Raw genomic sequence first — 16,406 nt, 5'->3', positions numbered from 1 at the left:
CATCAGTACAGAGTTAGCGCTTCCTTACACGCCTAACCCCTTAGAAGGCCACACGCACCTGCACTTGTGCAGAATGATCTCGTTGACCATTGCCCAGTTCCCCTTTGTAGCCAATGCCCACCGAAGAATAACGGCTTAGTGATACTTCGGCACCCAGCTCAATGAGTGCGGTATCTCGTGCCAACGGCACACCCGCCACAGTGAAGTTTTGGCCGCCTTCAAAGGCCATGGTTCTATCAGACGTGACAGAGCCAATAGCATGACGCCAGCCTAACGTGGCTCGCAATCTGCCATCGTATTCACCCATTTGGAAGTTATTGTGCAGGCGTACACCTAAGGTACTGCTGGCTAAGGTGTGATTGCTGGACTTACCCTCTAACGCCGCAAAACCGCCTTTCTCACTGAAGCCACGTATACGCTGCTCAGACACGCTCATCCCCACAAATGGCTCTATGCCCATTTGGTCGTACTGCCCCAAGGCATAACCCACTTCAGCAAAGGCTTGTGCTGTATGCGCGCTGTAATCGGCTTTGAGTTTTTGATCCAAACTAGACACGGTACGCTCGGTGCGAATGTCGTGCCAGGTATAGGCCAAGCCACCCAACATATTGATGTGGTTTGCGCCAACTTCCATGCTTCTACCGGCATAAATGGCAACGCTGTAGTTATCAACTTTAGTGTTTGATGACCTGTCATCTACATCTGTCTTGGCATGTATATAACCCACGGCTGCGCCAACTCGCCAATCGCTACCACCCAGTTTTTCATCCATGCCGAGGAAAACACCGGTAGTGCGCTGCTTCATCTGGCCTACGTTATTGTCACCATCAAAACGCTGCCAGTGGCCGATGACTTCAGCCCATGCTGGCAATGCTTTAGAGGATGGCCATGCTGATGCCGGTAAGGCGCCATCGCTTTGCGCAACAGGATCGCCAGCACGTCTGCCTGCCGTTAAATTGCTATACAGATGCTGACTACCTAAATTGGATGCCAAGCTGCCTACACTCGCCAAACCACTGGCTACGCTGGCGTGGGCCTCGCCTGATAAGCTGTCAAACACCGCTGGTGGTACTCCAGCAGGCAAGGTTTCTACAAATTTGTACAACGCGTGGCTGCTAGGCAGGCTTTCTATACCTTGTGCGGTCGCAACCTGATTGCCTGTTTGTGCTAAATCAGCAAAATCAATGACGGTTGTGCCACCGCCTTCTTCTTCCTCTGACTTACGTTCTAGTTTCAAGCTTACGGCATTGGCACCATAGCCCAAGGCCACATCCAAATACGCATAGTTAGATTTCACCTCACCAAAATTACCTTGGATACTGCTGGCTTCTAGGATGGTGTAGGTTTTGCCGACTTGGAAATCTGTTTTGGCATTCAGCTCAGTACCAGCATGTAAGACACTGCCGCCTAGCGTAGCCGTACCAGCCACTTTCAACAGACTGCTGCTATCGCTGTCTGGGTCAGCCTGTACGTAATAGGTAGACCCTTGCTCTAAGCGTAAGTCACCTGCAATGCGCATCGTGCCGTAGCGCGTAGCATGCTCGCTGGGGTTAATCGTGGCGCCGCGTTGCACGGTTGTGAGCGTACCCGCATTACCTACCGTACCCGTGCCTGCCAACGTTGCTCCGTTAGCCACGGTCACATCACCACCCAAACTACTGTTTTTAGTGATGAGCAAGCTACCATCGGCAACCTGTGTGCTACCCGAGAAAGTGCTGCTATTGCCGGTTAGCGTCAGCACACCTGCGCCTGTTTTACTGATGTGGCCTGTGCCGCTAATGGCTTGCGCCAACGTAGCATCGTTGCTTTGCTGTAGCTGCAAGTTGGCATTATTCACAAGCGCGCCGCTGCCTAAACTATCTGCGGAGGCCACCACACTGCCATCGTCAATATTCAAACCGCCAGACCACGTGTTATGCCCTGTTAAATGCAGCTCGCCCGTACCGGTTTTGGTCACACTACCACTGCCCTCTATGGCTTGCGATAACGTGGCATTGCTACCTTGATCTAACTGTAGTTCGGCATTGGTCTTAATCGTTCCGCTGCCTAAATTGGCCACACTGGCCACCAACGTACCGCCATCAATAACCGTGCCACCACTGTAGCTGTTTGCACCTGTCAACACCAAGGTGCCATCACCCGCTTTGGTGAACACGCCGCTACCAGACAAATCACTGTCTAGCGTGAATAGATTGGCACTATCCGCAATATCTACGGTACCGCCCTGAGCACCCACCCCCCAGACACGGTTACCATTGCTGGTAAAGCTGGTACCGGTAATCTGCAAACGCCCGCCGTTCAGGGTGACTGCTTCACCGCTTTGCCCTAAGTTCGCATCCTGCTCTACTGACAGCGTACCAGCAGATACCGTAGTGCCACCGCTGTAACGGTTAACAGCCGTTAGCAGCAATGTGCCAGCACCCGTTTTATTCAAGCCATCACTACCCGCTAAGACGTTCTTGATGGTAGCCTGCCATCTATGGCTAACAGCACTGCCATCACCTACACGTATTTCCACTGGGCCGGAATTTGTGCTGCCAGCGACTAGCGTTAAGGTATCGCCATCCATCACATAACCATCGTTGGCAAACTGCATGCCGATGGCTTGCACTGCTCCGTCCTGATTACTTACTGAAACGGTACCGGCATCTCCCGTAAAGATGGCAAAACCTGGCTGTGGAAGCATGGCTCCTATCAGGGTACCCTGCGCATCTGACCAGGTAGTAGCACCCACACTCCATACACCAGTACCGCCAAAGCTGTTTGTTGAGGCTACACCACTAGCATTCCAAAAACTCAGTATGTGGCCCTGAGTACTGAGTAGGTTAATCTGTTTTTTATCATGCAAATACTGCAATGCCATACCCGCTGGAATGCCAGTTATCCCTCTATTAGCCGTGTTTAGCGTACCTTTATAATCAAACAGTCGGTATACACCCAAACCCAAGCCATTGGCTTGTTGCACAGCTAACTGCACACCATTTAAGGCAAGATCCCCGTCTACACTGGTGCTGGCTCCCTGCTCCACCCCCAGTAGACTACCTTGCGCCATGATCAAGTTGCCCTTGATCGTCAGGCCATTCACACCCATTTCGTCACTAGGCGCTAACATCGCCCCTGTAGCAACCTGAACATTACCAGCCAACACACCTTGTCCTGCTAAGGTGGCATTCTTGTTCACGGTAACCTGGGCACTGGCTAGACTACTATTCCCTTGCAACTGCAAAAGCCCTGCGTTAACAGTCGTATTCCCTGTATAGGTGTTCTGGCCAGCTAAGGTCAATATTGCTGAGCCATTCTTGACTAATGACCCTCTGCCACTAATCACGCCGGCCAGCATCATATTCTGACTGCCTGCCACTGTCAGTTGAGCTCTCACCGCAACTGAATTAGTCATAGATATAGGGCTACTATTATCCAAGGTAGCATCCGCTGTTACCCTCAACTCACCACTGCCTACAGCCGCGTTGTTACTAAGCAGCAGCTTTCCAGCATGCAACTCTGTGCCGCCACTGTAGGTGTTACTACCGTCTAACCGTAATGTCCCCGCACCCTGTTTCAACAGTGATCCTGTGCCATCAATACGCGCTGCCAACGTGAGTGCATTACTGGAATCCACAATGAGAGAGCCCTTCAATGTGATGGCATTGCTAATCATGTCCGCTCCTCCAGCTGCATGAAGCGTACCGCCATTGGCTATCACCACGGCATTACCTAATGCTGTGCTTGTGGTACTCAGCACGCCATCATTAAGCACTACTGTAGGATTTAAGGTGCTTGATGGAAAGAGGTTGCCAGACAGGTTCCATGTACCGCCGTTAACAACTAAATGGCTAAAGTTCAGGAACTGATCGCCAGCTATTCCTCCCGAGCCGCCCGACCCTATACCGTCACCATCCGTGGCGTTTTTTAGTGTTAAGGTATTGCCATTATTGGCTGAGCCAGCATTGACAGTGCCTGTGGCAGCAAACACCAGGCCATCTTTTGTTGTCTCGGTGGCCACGCCCCAATCACTTGTCAGGATTGAGCCTGTCACAGCATAAAAATGGTTAGCGCTTCCACCTGTGCCCATATGCAGACTACCGTTCAACCTACCTGCGTTAGTGAAAGAATTACCATCACTGTTTGACGTTCCTTGAAACGCGATACGTCCGGTGATAGTAGCTAATGACTCGTTCACAAACCTAACTTGGGAACCCGCCCCTTCTGAAGTGTTCCCCGGACTATGAACAATAATCACTGGAGCATCTGCTGCCGCTTTAGTACTGCCATTAATCGCCTTAGCCTGAATATCTCCATGATTCGTAATCACTGTGGAACCATTAGCACCATTGTGAACCGCTAACGCAACGCCATCAATATTAGTAAGATCATCTCCAAAAGTCCCCACTAGGAAACCTCTATTCCTAATATTATGAGTACTGCTATTGCTATTACCGATCAATACCGCTGACCTAGCACGACCAACAGCATCCTTAGAAGCCTCGACCTGCCCAGAATTAGTGAAGCTAATATTGCTACCTGGCAGGAGCATCACATACCTTGCAGCATCCCGTGGACTGACAATAGCGCCAAACTCTATATTTACTGTCAAATTATCGATACTAGACTCATACCCCTTTGCAGAACCGCTACAACTTACCTGAGAGCCAGTTGTTTCACACCACTGTGCATAAACGGGAGCTACTGCCAAACTGCCCCATGCCATAGCAATGGCGAGTATCAGAGTCTGCTTGCGCCACACGGGTCTAGTTGTCACTAAGCTCGCACTACTACTTGCCGTACCCCCCTGGTGATTACGCGCAGTTTCCGGCACCGCCACCCATGTGCCTAAGGCCATGCTCCAAAGCGATTTATAAATATGATTCATACTGTTTCTTCCCAATTTTTGTTGTAGATCGCTTTGGGCGGCTGCCCTTAACACTTATTAACCATCTATTCCCCCGGATTCTAATAAGTTCATCTCTGTAGCGATATCACTGAAATTGGTGATATCAGCCAAAAACAACGATTTTTCCAGATCACCGCTACACCCTATTTACGCCCCACTCACGCAACTTCTTACTCGTAGTCGTGTACAACTCTCGTTAGGCCATGCATAAAAAAACCCGCCCTACATAGGGCGGGTTTTTTGTGTATCACTACGCTACAGCATGCTATTACGCACTGGCTTTTTCTGCATCGTTAGGTGCACTGATTTCACGTACTGGTACAGGAATACGCAGGCCTTGTGCTTGCAGCACTTGTGGGGCTCTACGTAATAACTCAAAACGCAAGTCCCAAAATTTCTCGGCCAAACTCCATACACGCACGGTCACCACAATGGTGCTGTCTTTATATTGCGTCACCATTACTTGAGGCGCTGGATCTTTAAGCACATTCTCGTTGCTTTCTACCATTTGCTTCAAGGTACTAATGGCTTTATCCAGATCATCACCATAACGCACAGCAACTTCTACATCCATACGACGAGTTTTGTTGCGGCTGTAGTTAATGATGGCACTGCCCCAAATTGAGCTGTTAGGTAAAGTGAACTCAATACCGTCAACCTGTATGAAGCGTGTCAGGAACAAGCCCACCTCATCTACCGTACCATCACCCTGCCCTACGACTGAGACAAACTCACCAGCGCTAATAGGGCGCAGTATCAGCAACATGATGCCCGATGCCACGTTTTGCAAGGTGCCCTGCAAGGCCAAGCCTACCGCCAACCCCATCGCACCTAGCATGGCTACGATACTGGTGGTTTGCACCCCAAAACGTGCCAATACAGCAATCAGCACAATAATACGTATAAACCATTGCAACACGATGGTGAGCATAGGGATCACTGTGCGATCCATGTGCGGCATACGCGTTAAAAACTTGCGCAAAAACCGCGCTGCCACCGACGATAACCACCATCCAACAATAAGGATAAGAGCAGCTAAAAGCAGATTGACCCCAAACGTCTGTAGCAAAGATAACGTTGAGTTTTCGATCAGCTGTGTTTCAGTCATTCACCTTTCTCCCAAAATAAACATCACCTGTCGCCATCATAACGGGTTTTAACTGCCCTATGATATGGGTATCGTTGTCTGTTACAAGGACTCACTAACATGTCTACTCGTGCCACTTTTTCTGTGCTGGATTTAGCCCCTATTCTTCAAGGGGGGACCGCCCGAGATGCCTTCCTTCGTGCTGCTGAACTGGCTCAACACTGTGAACAATTAGGCTTTAGCCGCTATTGGCTAGCCGAGCATCACGGCATGCCCGGCATTGCCAGCGCCGCCACCTCCATTTTGATCAGCCACGTGGCCTCGCAAACGCAACGCATACGCGTAGGTGCTGGTGGCATCATGCTGCCCAATCACTCCCCCTTAGTGATTGCTGAGCAATTTGGTACGTTGGAAAGTCTGTACCCAGGTCGTATAGATTTAGGGCTAGGCCGTGCACCAGGGTCTGACCAAATTACCTCTAGAGCTTTACGTCGTGACTTAAACTCTGACCCCGAACAGTTCCCACGCGATGTGCTGGAACTGATGGACTACCTGTCCGACGAACCTGAACAGCCGGTACTGGCAGTACCCGGTAAAGGCAGTAAAGTACCCGTGTGGATTTTGGGCAGTAGCTTGTACGGTGCGCAATTAGCTGCTGCACTGGGGCTGCCTTATGCATTTGCTTCTCACTTTGCACCTGCTCAGTTGGCGCATGCCTGCGAAATCTACCGACAGCATTTCCGCCCCTCCAAATACTTAGACAAACCGTACTTGATGCTGGGCTTTAACATTTTTGCTGCGGACACCACGGCAGAAGCTGAAGACCTTGCCACATCGTGGCAGCAATCGTTTGTGAGCCTGCGTTCAGGCAAACCGGTTACCCTACCGCCGCCAGCACCGGGCTATATGGACAACGCCAGCCCACAAGCACAAGAGCTTATCAACCATATGATGCACTGCACAGCTATTGGCGACGTGGACACCGTTCGTCAGAAGATTCACTCAACACTGGTGAATACCCAAGCCGATGAGCTGATTGTCACCAGCAATATTTACGACCAGAAAGCGCGTTTGCATTCGTATACGTTGGCGGCTGAGGCCTTTAAATCGCTGTAGTCAAAACAGTATTCATTGCCTGCTCTGGGGCTACAGAAATATTCTTTGTGATGCGAGACACCAAATCACAAAAGTTTTCTCTACGCCCCCGAGTACTCGGATTACTGATAGGTTTACCGCCCTTTCTCAAGCAATAATGACAGGGGCTATGGACACAAAAAAGGCTTGGATATCTCCAAGCCTTTTTATTTTTACTACTGCCATTTATTTCTTATTGCTGCTGCGCTTTTGCAAAGATTGCGTCAGTCTATCTAGCAACATGGCCAGAATCACCACAGCAATACCGGCGACAAAACCATCACCAGAACGCAGTCGTTGAATCGCACGCCATACTTCGCTACCCAAGCCATCGGCACCAATCATGGCGGCAATCACTACCATGGACAAGGCCAACATAATGGTCTGGTTCACACCAGCCATAATGGTAGGCAACGCCAAGGGTAACTGTACTTTAAACAGTTTTTGGCGGCGTGTTGCACCATAGGCATCAGCAGCTTCGATTAAGTCCTCTGGCACTTGGCGTATGCCCAAAATCGTCAGGCGTATCGCGGGTGGCATAGAGAAAATCACTGTAGCGAAAATGGCCGATACCGCACCAATACCAAAAAACGGAATGGCAGGAATCAGGTACACAAACGCCGGCATGGTCTGCATGAAGTCCAAGAGCGGCATCACCACTTTATATAAGCGGTTAGACAACGCGGCCACAATACCAATAGGTAAGGCGATCACAATCGCGACTAAGGTGGCGATCACTACCAGCGTTAAGGTTTGAATCATGGGCACCCACAAGCCTAGGTTCCAGATCAAACCCAAACCTGCCACAGCACCTATAGCTAAACGCCAGCCCGACGCACGCCAGCACAGCAGTGCAAAGGCCGCAATCAGCAACCACTCTGGCAATGCCAACAAACCATCGTTCAGTAGATCAATACCATCTTGAGTAAAGCGTGACACGCTACGGGTGACGCCAGAATAGCTAGAGGTCAGCGAGTTAAGCCCCTGCTCAATCCACCGGCTTAGGGGTAAGGTTGGAATACTACTCATCATGAGGTTTCTCCTGCTTTAGCCAGTTCATCCAACACGGCACCCTTCACCACCACGCCCAATAACTGATCTTTATCGTTCACTACGGCGACAGGAATACTGCGATCGAACAACCCAAACAGTTGATTCAACGGTTCGTCCGGCCCTACTTTAGGAATGTCAGTATCTATATAGTTTTGTATGCTTTGCGCCTGCTCTTGTATGGCTTTACGCAATACAGCCGCTTCAATCAGCCCTATTAAGCGTCTATCGCGGGTCGTCACGTACACCGAGTCGATACTGTTTTCACTCATTTTGCGCAAGGCTGTACGTGGGCCATCATCTGGGCGCACCGTGGTTCGTGACGAACGCATGGCACTACTGGCTGTTAGCACACGTGCCTTATCCACCCCTTCAATAAAGCGAGCCACATAGTCATCGGCGGGCTTACTGAGTATTTCTTCTGGCGTACCTTCTTGCACAATCTCACCGTCTTTCAGCAAGATAATGCGATCACCAATGTTGAGTGCCTCATCCAAATCGTGCGTGATGAAAATAGTGGTTTTACGCGTGCGGTACTGCAGCTCTTGTAGCTCTTGCTGCATGTCTTTACGAATCAATGGGTCTAACGCCGAAAAGGCCTCATCCATCAACAACACACTGCCGTCGTTAGCCAGCGCTCGCGCAATACCCACGCGCTGTTGCATACCGCCTGACAGTTGTGAAGGATAGGAGTCTTCCCAGCCTTTAAGGCCCACTTGCTCTAGTGCGTCTACAGCAATACGGCCACGTTCTTCTTTTTCCATGTGGCGTATTTCTAGCCCAAACTCTACGTTTTGCTGCACAGTTCGGTGCGGGAACAAGGCAAAGTTCTGAAACACCATAGAGAAATGCTGGCGGCGCACGGCCAGTAATTCTTTTTCAGATAACTTGGTGATGTCTTGTCCGGCAATTTCTACCTGACCTTCGGTAGGATCTATCAGTCTATTCAAACAACGGATCAGCGTAGACTTACCTGACCCGGACAGACCCATAATGACCAGCAACTCACCCTCGTACACATCAAAATTGATGTCGTACAGCCCTAGGGTTTGACCAGTTTGTTCAAAAATCTCAGGGCGCTTTTTACCCTGCTTACGTAAAGCCAGTGCTCGCTCAGGATTAGCACCAAACACTTTACTTAACTGACGGACTTTGATTTTTACAGTTCGATTATTCGTCATCCGTTCCTCTTTTACTGTAATTGAAAAGTACAAGGCCGGGTCGCAATGCGCCCGGCCTTGTGCCTATAGCGACATTACTGGTTCACCACGGCGTGGCTTACTCAGTAGCGGGCATCCAGGCTTGTACTTTTTCTGGGTTGGCTTCTACCCATTTTTTGGCATTTTCATACGGATCACTACCGGCTTCTTCGTTCATCAACATGATTTCGCCCATGTCGTCGGTAGTCCAGTTAAAGGCATCCAGAATGGCATATGCCTCTGGCTTATCGTCTTTCAGACCCTTACGAGCGATAGTGTGAATTTGCTCTGCACCACCATAAACACCTTTAGGATCTTCTAAGTATTTCAGATCCCAACGGGCAAACATCCAGTGTGGTGTCCACGCTGTAATCACAACGTCTTCTTTGTTTTGAATGGCGTTCGCCAGAGCCGCTGTCATGGTGGCATCCGTACCATCACGCAAACGCAGTTTCAACTCGTACTGGTCTACTACATCACCGGTCAGGCGTTGCAGGCCAGCACCGGGATCAATACCAATAATTTCGTTATTGAATTTCTTGGCATTGTCGTTCAGCTCTTCAATAGAGGTAATTTCTGTGTAGGCAGGTACTACCAAACCCAACTTAGTACCATCTAGATTAGGGCCTAAGTCTTCAACTTTGTCACCCAATTGCTCGAAGTAATCTTCGTGGGTAGTAGGCAGCCACGCTGCCAGCATGGCGTCAGCATCACCGTTTGCGACGGCTTGCCACATTGCAGCACCCGTCAGTGAGCTCATTTTCACATCGTAGCCAGCTTGTTCCAGCAAGACGCGCATCACGTTGGTAGAGGCTACTTCAGAAGACCACTCTACATAGGCCAAATGCACAGTACCTTTGTCTTGGGCATAGGCACTGCTAGTTCCCAATAACCCTAGGCCAAAAACAGCGGTACCCATTGCAACACATAGACGCTTCAGGATTTTATTTATTAACATAATCATTAGACTCCGAATCATTCTAGAGCTAATCATTATATCAATAAATCAATTTCAGTCCAGTTCAGCATAACCAAAGCGGCATATTCATAGGCATAAACCTGCTACGAAAATACGCGTTTCCCTAGAAGCATATCTATGAAAACCACTATGAAACAAACCCTTACCAACACCTAAAAAACCTACCCCCTTTATCTTGGTCACATAAAAAAATGCTGATGCATCACCCTACTTAATAAGGGCCATACATCAGCACTGAAGATATACGTAAGCGCTGCATCTGTCGTTACCCCTACTTTCAGGCCACGAACGGCACGCTCATATCTGAGGCTCTGCCTTGCTACGGTGTAACGATTACGGCCATTGCATCTCACCTTTAGCCACAGCAGCACTTAACACCAACGAGTCGTCACCAAGCAATGCGGGATAGCGCTCTTTCATGGCAGCAATAAGCTCTGGCGAATTACTGGCTTTGGCGGCTTCTTCATCAAAAGCCTGTATGTAATCAGCCGTAAAAGTGACCGCCTCTACGCCAGTAGGTAACTCCCCCAGATAGTGACCAGGAATGACTACTTCTGGTGCTAACGCTTTAATGTGCTCTAGTGTTGCCAACCAATCTGCGTGAGATTGCGGGGTTCGAGTATCCGCCATCCATACGTGCTCGCCAGACATCACCGGAATCCCGCCTACCACGGTTTTAATAGAAGGTATCCACACCACCGTGCGATCAGGTGTAGGGCCGTCCAACCCCACTACGTTGAGTTCCTGCCCCTCTAACAGCAACGTATCACCCTCTAAAGGTTGCGGCACAATCAACTGGCTGGGCGCGCCATCCCCCATCTTTGGCCCCCAAAACGCTAGCTTGGCATCTTTGGTGGCTTCAATATGAGCGATAGTGGCTGGTGTGGCGACGATGTGTGCATCCGGAAAAGCCGCATGCAAGGTTGCCAACCCAAAGTAGTAATCAGGATCACCATGACTAATATAGATAGTGCTCAAGCGTTTGCCTGTCGCTGTAATCTTTTCGACTAACTGCTTCGCTTCGGTAGCGGAAAACTGCGCATCAATCAGAATGGCTTCCTCTTTACCTTGTACCAACACTGACGACACAGCGAAGATAGCCTCGTCACCCCAATTAAAGGGTTCTATGGTTAAGGTAGTGTGCTGTGCGGGGTTAACGGCTACAGCAGAAGCCGCCGTAGGCTCTGTCGCCACTGCCGTCGTGGCTGCCCCAGCGAGTACAGCAGCCACTGCCAACGCAGCCGTAGAAAATGCATAACGCCATGTAGTCATTATTACTTCCCTTATTAATACCCTACTGTGAAACGTTGTCGCGAATGCGCTGGGCGTTCCACTTCATCGACCAATGCCATCGCGTAGTCTTCAAAGGAAATACGGCTACCCTCTTCACTGTGCAGCAATTGGTCGCCACCAATTCTAAATACCCCTGTGCGCTCACCCGGCACAAACTCAGCCGAAGGCGATAAAAAACTCCAGTCCAATGCTTGCTCTCTGCGTAACAGATCTAAAAACTCAGCGCCCTTGATCGCCTCAGCCTTATATTCCTCAGGAAACGCAGGAAGGTCCACCAAACGCTGACCAGAAGCCACCTCTAAACTGCCTGCACCACCTACCACCAGATAACGTGGCACACCAGCAGCCTGTACCGCAGCAATCAAGGTATGGGTATCACTGTCTAAGAACTTAACCGCACTGATCACCACATCATGCCCTGCCAACAAGTGCGTCAACGCCTCTAGATCCTTTACATCACCAGCCTTCGCTGTCACACCTGACAATGCCGGTACACGCTCAGGATGGCGAGCAATAGCGGTAACCGAATGACCTCGGTTTACTAGCTCTTGCAAAATGCGTGACCCCACCTGTCCTGTTGCGCCCAGTAATGCAATATGTGCCATATTCTGCTCCCTTAATCCGAAATGAGTACTAGGTCACTAAAATAGACCTAGAATATTAAGAATGCTACACTCCTCCCCGATCAGGAACAAGAAGTCACACGAACGTGCCCCAGTCACCTCAACGTGACCTTCCTGTTAGCAAGAGTGCATACCATGTCTGAAAAAAGCGAACAGCGTATTGAATTTGACCAGCCCTGCCCCATTCGTGATGTGTTAGATCGCATCGGCGACCAATGGAGCTTGCTGATTTTGGAGTCTCTAAAAGATCGTATACTGCGGTTTAACGAACTGCACCGTGAAATAGGCGATATATCCAGACAAGTACTTTCGCGTACGTTGAAACGCTTAGAAAACGACGGCTATATCAATCGCACGCAATACCCCGAAATACCACCACGGGTGGAGTACGCGTTAACCGAGTTAGGGAGTTCGTTTCTGGAGCCCATGCAGCAATTAGTGCAGTGGGCAGATCAAAATCATGAAGCGATTTATCTGGCGAGAAAACGCGCTGTAGAGGTGTGAATATGCCGTTCTCAAGCATGTACGATGAATGCGGCACCAACGCGCTCAGCACTGGCTGCCCTAGCTAGTACTGCGAAAGGTTTTTCCGCAATCCCCAGCGTATGCAATGAATGCTGCCTCAACATGCTCCCTACTGGTTGCTGTAGCTAGCACTGCGAAAAGTATTTTTTAATTTGTGCACCAAATAAAAAAATACTTTCCTCCGTTTTCCCTTCATCGCTTGCCACGGTTTGTAGTGTGGTTGCCGTTGTGACTCATGCGTACTTCTGTGGCCAAGAAAGGGCTGTAAGCCTCTCCGCATTTAGAACAATCGGGGGACGGAGAGGAAACTTTTTTGATTTGGTGTCTCAAATCACAAAAAGTATTCCTGCAGTCCCCCAGCATATGCGATGAATGCCTCAACATGCACCACTAACACTTACTGAGGCATTCACCATTCATCGTGACACAACAAATACAACGGTTAGCGCGCATCCTTCAAAATCAGATCCGCCCCTTTCTCAGCCACCATCATCACCGCCGCTTGGGTATTACCGCTGACCATGGCTGGCATTACCGATGCATCCACAATACGTAACCCTTGCAGGCCACGTACTTTCAGGCTTGGGTCTACCACGGCCTTATCATCAGTCCCCATACGGCATGTACCTATAGGGTGATAAATAGTTTGACCGTTTTCTCGAGCAAACTTCAGCCATTGATCATGCGTTTGCACCTCACTACCTGGAGCCATTTCTTGCTCTACGTAGCGGCTCATCGCGGGTTGCGCCATGATGTGTCGCGCAACTTGCATCCCCCCAATCAAACTGTCTTGGTCTTCTTGAACCGCTAAGAAGTTAGGTTTGATGGCTGGTTGGGTGTAGGGATCAGATGATTGCGCATGAATACTGCCTTGAGACTTAGGCCGCAACTGTGCCACACCTAAGGTCATACCCGGCAGCTTATCGAGTTTACGTTCTGCAGCATTGGCATAACTGGCATGCATAAAGAAATACTGCACGTCAGGGGCCGTCAGCTCAGGGCGGCTTTTTACAAAGCCAAACACCAAGCCTGTACCCAGAGTCAGAATCCCTGTACGACGTGTAAAGTACTGACCCACCGCCGACACTAACGACATACCACGCGTGAGTTCATTGAGTGAGTTGGTTCCTTTTACGCGCCAATTCATACGCGTGCAGAAGTGATCGATGTAGTTCTCGCCCACCCCTTCCAACGCATGACGTACCGGTATCCCAATTTTCTGCAATACGTCGGGCTTACCAATACCCGACAACTCAAGGATTTGCGGCGTCTGCACAGCACCCGCAGCCAAAATGACTTCGGCCTTAGCTTTTACCGTGACCGTCTGCCCGTTGTGCACATAGCGCACGCCGGTACAGCGTTTTTGCTCATCTATTTCTAGATTCAGCACATGGGTATCAGTACGCACGGTTAAGCCAGGGCGTTGTTGTGCTGGCGCTAAATAGCCATCCACCACACTCCATCTACGCCCTTTATGTTGCGCCACTTGGTAATACCCAAAACCTTCTTGGTCACCACTGTTGTAGTCGGCATTTAACGGCTGACCTGCCTGTTGGGCAGCATCCAGCAAGGCGGTGGATAAGGTGTGACGCTCGGTGACTTCACAGATATGCATAGGGCCATCCGTGCCGCGCCCTTCACCACCTTGCGCATAGGTTTCCAACTTGCGAAAGTAAGGTTCTACGGATTGGTAATCCCAACCTGATGCGCCTAACTCTGCCCAATGGTCGTAATCTTGCGCTTGGCCACGCACATAAATCATGCCGTTAATCAGCGTTGAGCCACCCAAGCCCTTACCACGAGGCACGGCAATCACCCTATTTAAGGTACTTTCTTCGGGGGCTGTGGAGAAACGCCAATTAAATTTAGGGTTAGTCAGCAGCTTGCTAAACCCAGCCGGTATAGGAATCCAAAAACCTTTACCTTGCCCGCCAGCTTCTAGCAGCAACACGCTATAGCGTCCATTGGCCGTAAGGCGGTTGGCCAGAATACATCCGGCGGTACCACCCCCTACCACTACATAATCGAAGCTTTGGTTGGCATCAGACATGATCAGCGGTATCCAGCATGAACTCTGCCATTAATCGCACTTGTTCATCTAACATATGACGACCAAAGTGCACGGGACACCCTTTCTGCTGTGCTGCATCCAACAGCGGTGTTAAGGCCGGTTTCATGATAATTTCTGCCACCAACGTACTGCTCGCAATGCTATTCACATCCAGCGGCAAGGCATCGTCTGGGCGCATACCCAACGAGGTGGCATTCACCACGATATCGTAGCCTTGCGCATTGCTCTCACCCGCACGTACTGGTGCATCGGCCACAATGCTCTTGATGCGAGTGGCGATTTCTTCGGCTTTGCTCAAGGTGCGATTGGTAATTACCAACTCGCCCACACCAGCTTGTACCAACGCAAACGCAATTGCCCCAGATGCGCCACCAGCACCAACTAGCAACACACGTTTGCCTTTGGGGTCGTGACCTTGGCTAATCAAACCGCTTACAAAGCCAGCGCCATCAAACATATCGCCGTACAAGCGCCCATCAGGCAAGCGGCGTACGGTATTCACCGCACCGGTTGCTTTAGCAGTAGGCCCTAATACATCGCACAACTCAGCCACCGCATTTTTATGTGGCACGGTAATGATGCAACCACCCATGTTTTTCATGCCACGTATAGCATCTAGGGTGATAGCCAGTTTGTCTGCCGGCACATGCATAGGCACTAACACGCCATCTACATGGTGCTCAGCAAAGTACGCATTCAACACTTCCGGTGTGCGTACCTGGGCGATAGGGTCAGCCAAGATGGCGAATAAACGAGTATTTCCTGTAATCAGCATAACCATGATCTCCTTAGGTCAACATCCAGCCACCGGCCACATCCACCACTTGCCCGGTAATAAACGCCGCGCTGGGCGAGGTCAAAAACAAGCAGGCATCCGCCACTTCGACTGGCTCACCCAAACGGCGCAACGGTGTTTCCTGCACGACGTCTTCGTTAGCACTGCTAACCACTGTTTTCAGCAACGGGGTATTAATACGACCTGGAGCCAAGGCATTCACGGTGATACCGTGTGGGCCTAACTCTCCGGCCAAGTGGCGTGTAAACCCAATCAAAGCTGCTTTGGTGGTGCTGTAATGCGCCGCCACAATGTCCACAATATTGGCTTTACCGGCTACTGACGACATGGACACAATGCGACCAAATTGGCGCTCTACCATGCCGGGGGTCAGAATGCGCGACCAGTTAAAAGCGCTGTTCAGATTCACGTTCATCACGCGATTCCACTCAGCCGGGTCCATCTTGTAGAAGGCCATAGGGTGGCCATCATGTTTGGGGGAAATACCGGCGTTATTCACCAAGGTATCAATAGGCCCCAACACGCTTTGCAGTTGCTCTGCTGCACGCTCGCAGGCTTGGTAATCCGCCACATCTGCTGCGGCAAATGCCACCTTATGACCGGCGTCTTTCCATTCAGCGCACAGCGCTTCGCCACGCGCTGCATCCATATCTACAATGGCAACACTGGCGCCATCTTGCAGGTAACGTTCTGCAATGGCTCTGCCTATACCGCCTAGACCACCTGTGACCACTACTACTCTATCTTGATGCTGCATG

Annotated in this window: 12 protein-coding genes and 1 pseudogene; 2 read left to right on the top strand and 11 right to left on the bottom strand. The window is 50.3% G+C overall.

Features of this window, described 5'->3' with window-relative positions:
• Window positions 1–40: 40 nt before the first annotated feature.
• From ACLPHM_RS15965 to ACLPHM_RS15955, 3 genes and pseudogenes are all read right to left on the bottom strand, one after another.
• Window positions 41–4,390, bottom strand: coding sequence for an autotransporter domain-containing protein (locus tag ACLPHM_RS15965; protein ID WP_430222278.1), 4,350 nt, complete (start codon window positions 4,388–4,390; stop codon window positions 41–43).
• Window positions 4,391–4,768: 378 nt separating this feature from the next.
• Window positions 4,769–4,870 (bottom strand): annotated as a pseudogene (locus ACLPHM_RS15960) (ESPR domain-containing protein); the annotation flags it as partial.
• A gap of 289 nt (window positions 4,871–5,159) precedes the next feature.
• The gene (locus ACLPHM_RS15955; protein WP_430222194.1) at window positions 5,160–5,999 is read right to left on the bottom strand and encodes a mechanosensitive ion channel family protein; all 840 of its coding nucleotides are present in this window, start codon (window positions 5,997–5,999) and stop codon (window positions 5,160–5,162) included.
• Between the two features lie 99 nt (window positions 6,000–6,098).
• Between ACLPHM_RS15955 and ACLPHM_RS15950 the strand changes: the two genes are divergently transcribed.
• Window positions 6,099–7,094 (top strand): LLM class flavin-dependent oxidoreductase, encoded by a 996-nt coding sequence (locus ACLPHM_RS15950; protein WP_430222193.1) that lies wholly within the window; start codon window positions 6,099–6,101, stop codon window positions 7,092–7,094.
• Window positions 7,095–7,298: 204 nt separating this feature from the next.
• Here the strand turns inward: ACLPHM_RS15950 and ACLPHM_RS15945 are convergent, their stop codons facing one another.
• The 5 genes from ACLPHM_RS15945 to ACLPHM_RS15925 all read right to left on the bottom strand — a co-directional run bounded on the left by ACLPHM_RS15945 (window position 7,299) and on the right by ACLPHM_RS15925 (window position 12,238).
• On the bottom strand, window positions 7,299–8,144 hold the full coding sequence (locus ACLPHM_RS15945; RefSeq protein ID WP_430222192.1) for an ABC transporter permease: 846 nt from the start codon (window positions 8,142–8,144) through the stop codon (window positions 7,299–7,301).
• On the bottom strand, window positions 8,141–9,343 hold the full coding sequence (locus ACLPHM_RS15940) for a quaternary amine ABC transporter ATP-binding protein (protein ID WP_430222191.1): 1,203 nt from the start codon (window positions 9,341–9,343) through the stop codon (window positions 8,141–8,143). The genes ACLPHM_RS15945 and ACLPHM_RS15940 overlap by 4 nt, the downstream gene beginning before the upstream one ends.
• A gap of 97 nt (window positions 9,344–9,440) precedes the next feature.
• Entirely contained in the window at window positions 9,441–10,280 is an 840-nt protein-coding gene (locus ACLPHM_RS15935) for a glycine betaine ABC transporter substrate-binding protein (RefSeq protein ID WP_430222190.1), read from the bottom strand.
• Window positions 10,281–10,673: 393 nt separating this feature from the next.
• Window positions 10,674–11,612, bottom strand: a complete 939-nt coding sequence (locus ACLPHM_RS15930) for an MBL fold metallo-hydrolase (RefSeq protein WP_430222189.1) — start codon at window positions 11,610–11,612, stop codon at window positions 10,674–10,676.
• A 14-nt stretch (window positions 11,613–11,626) separates the two neighbouring features.
• Window positions 11,627–12,238, bottom strand: coding sequence for an NAD(P)-dependent oxidoreductase (locus ACLPHM_RS15925; protein ID WP_430222188.1), 612 nt, complete (start codon window positions 12,236–12,238; stop codon window positions 11,627–11,629).
• Window positions 12,239–12,391: 153 nt separating this feature from the next.
• On the opposite strand from ACLPHM_RS15925, the gene ACLPHM_RS15920 reads away from it, so the two are divergent.
• Window positions 12,392–12,760 carry a winged helix-turn-helix transcriptional regulator gene (locus tag ACLPHM_RS15920; protein ID WP_430222187.1) on the top strand — a complete coding sequence of 123 codons (369 nt, stop codon included), beginning with the start codon at window positions 12,392–12,394 and terminating at the stop codon, window positions 12,758–12,760.
• 463 nt (window positions 12,761–13,223) lie between these two features.
• Here the strand turns inward: ACLPHM_RS15920 and ACLPHM_RS15915 are convergent, their stop codons facing one another.
• From ACLPHM_RS15915 to ACLPHM_RS15905, 3 genes are read right to left on the bottom strand one after another with little or no spacing between them, the layout of a single operon-like run.
• Entirely contained in the window at window positions 13,224–14,831 is a 1,608-nt protein-coding gene (locus ACLPHM_RS15915; protein ID WP_430222186.1) for a GMC family oxidoreductase, read from the bottom strand.
• Window positions 14,824–15,627 carry a shikimate dehydrogenase family protein gene (locus tag ACLPHM_RS15910; RefSeq protein ID WP_430222185.1) on the bottom strand — a complete coding sequence of 268 codons (804 nt, stop codon included), beginning with the start codon at window positions 15,625–15,627 and terminating at the stop codon, window positions 14,824–14,826. The genes ACLPHM_RS15915 and ACLPHM_RS15910 overlap by 8 nt, the downstream gene beginning before the upstream one ends.
• A gap of 13 nt (window positions 15,628–15,640) precedes the next feature.
• On the bottom strand, window positions 15,641–16,405 hold the full coding sequence (locus ACLPHM_RS15905; RefSeq protein ID WP_430222184.1) for an SDR family oxidoreductase: 765 nt from the start codon (window positions 16,403–16,405) through the stop codon (window positions 15,641–15,643).
• Between the last annotated feature and the right edge of the window lies 1 nt (window position 16,406).

Origin of the sequence: Paenalcaligenes sp. Me131, assembly GCF_050487225.1 — a bacterium.
GTDB lineage: Bacteria > Pseudomonadota > Gammaproteobacteria > Burkholderiales > Burkholderiaceae_B > Paenalcaligenes.
The sequence above is the reverse complement of the archived record's forward strand: the minus strand, read 5'-3'. Positions and strand labels throughout refer to the sequence as shown.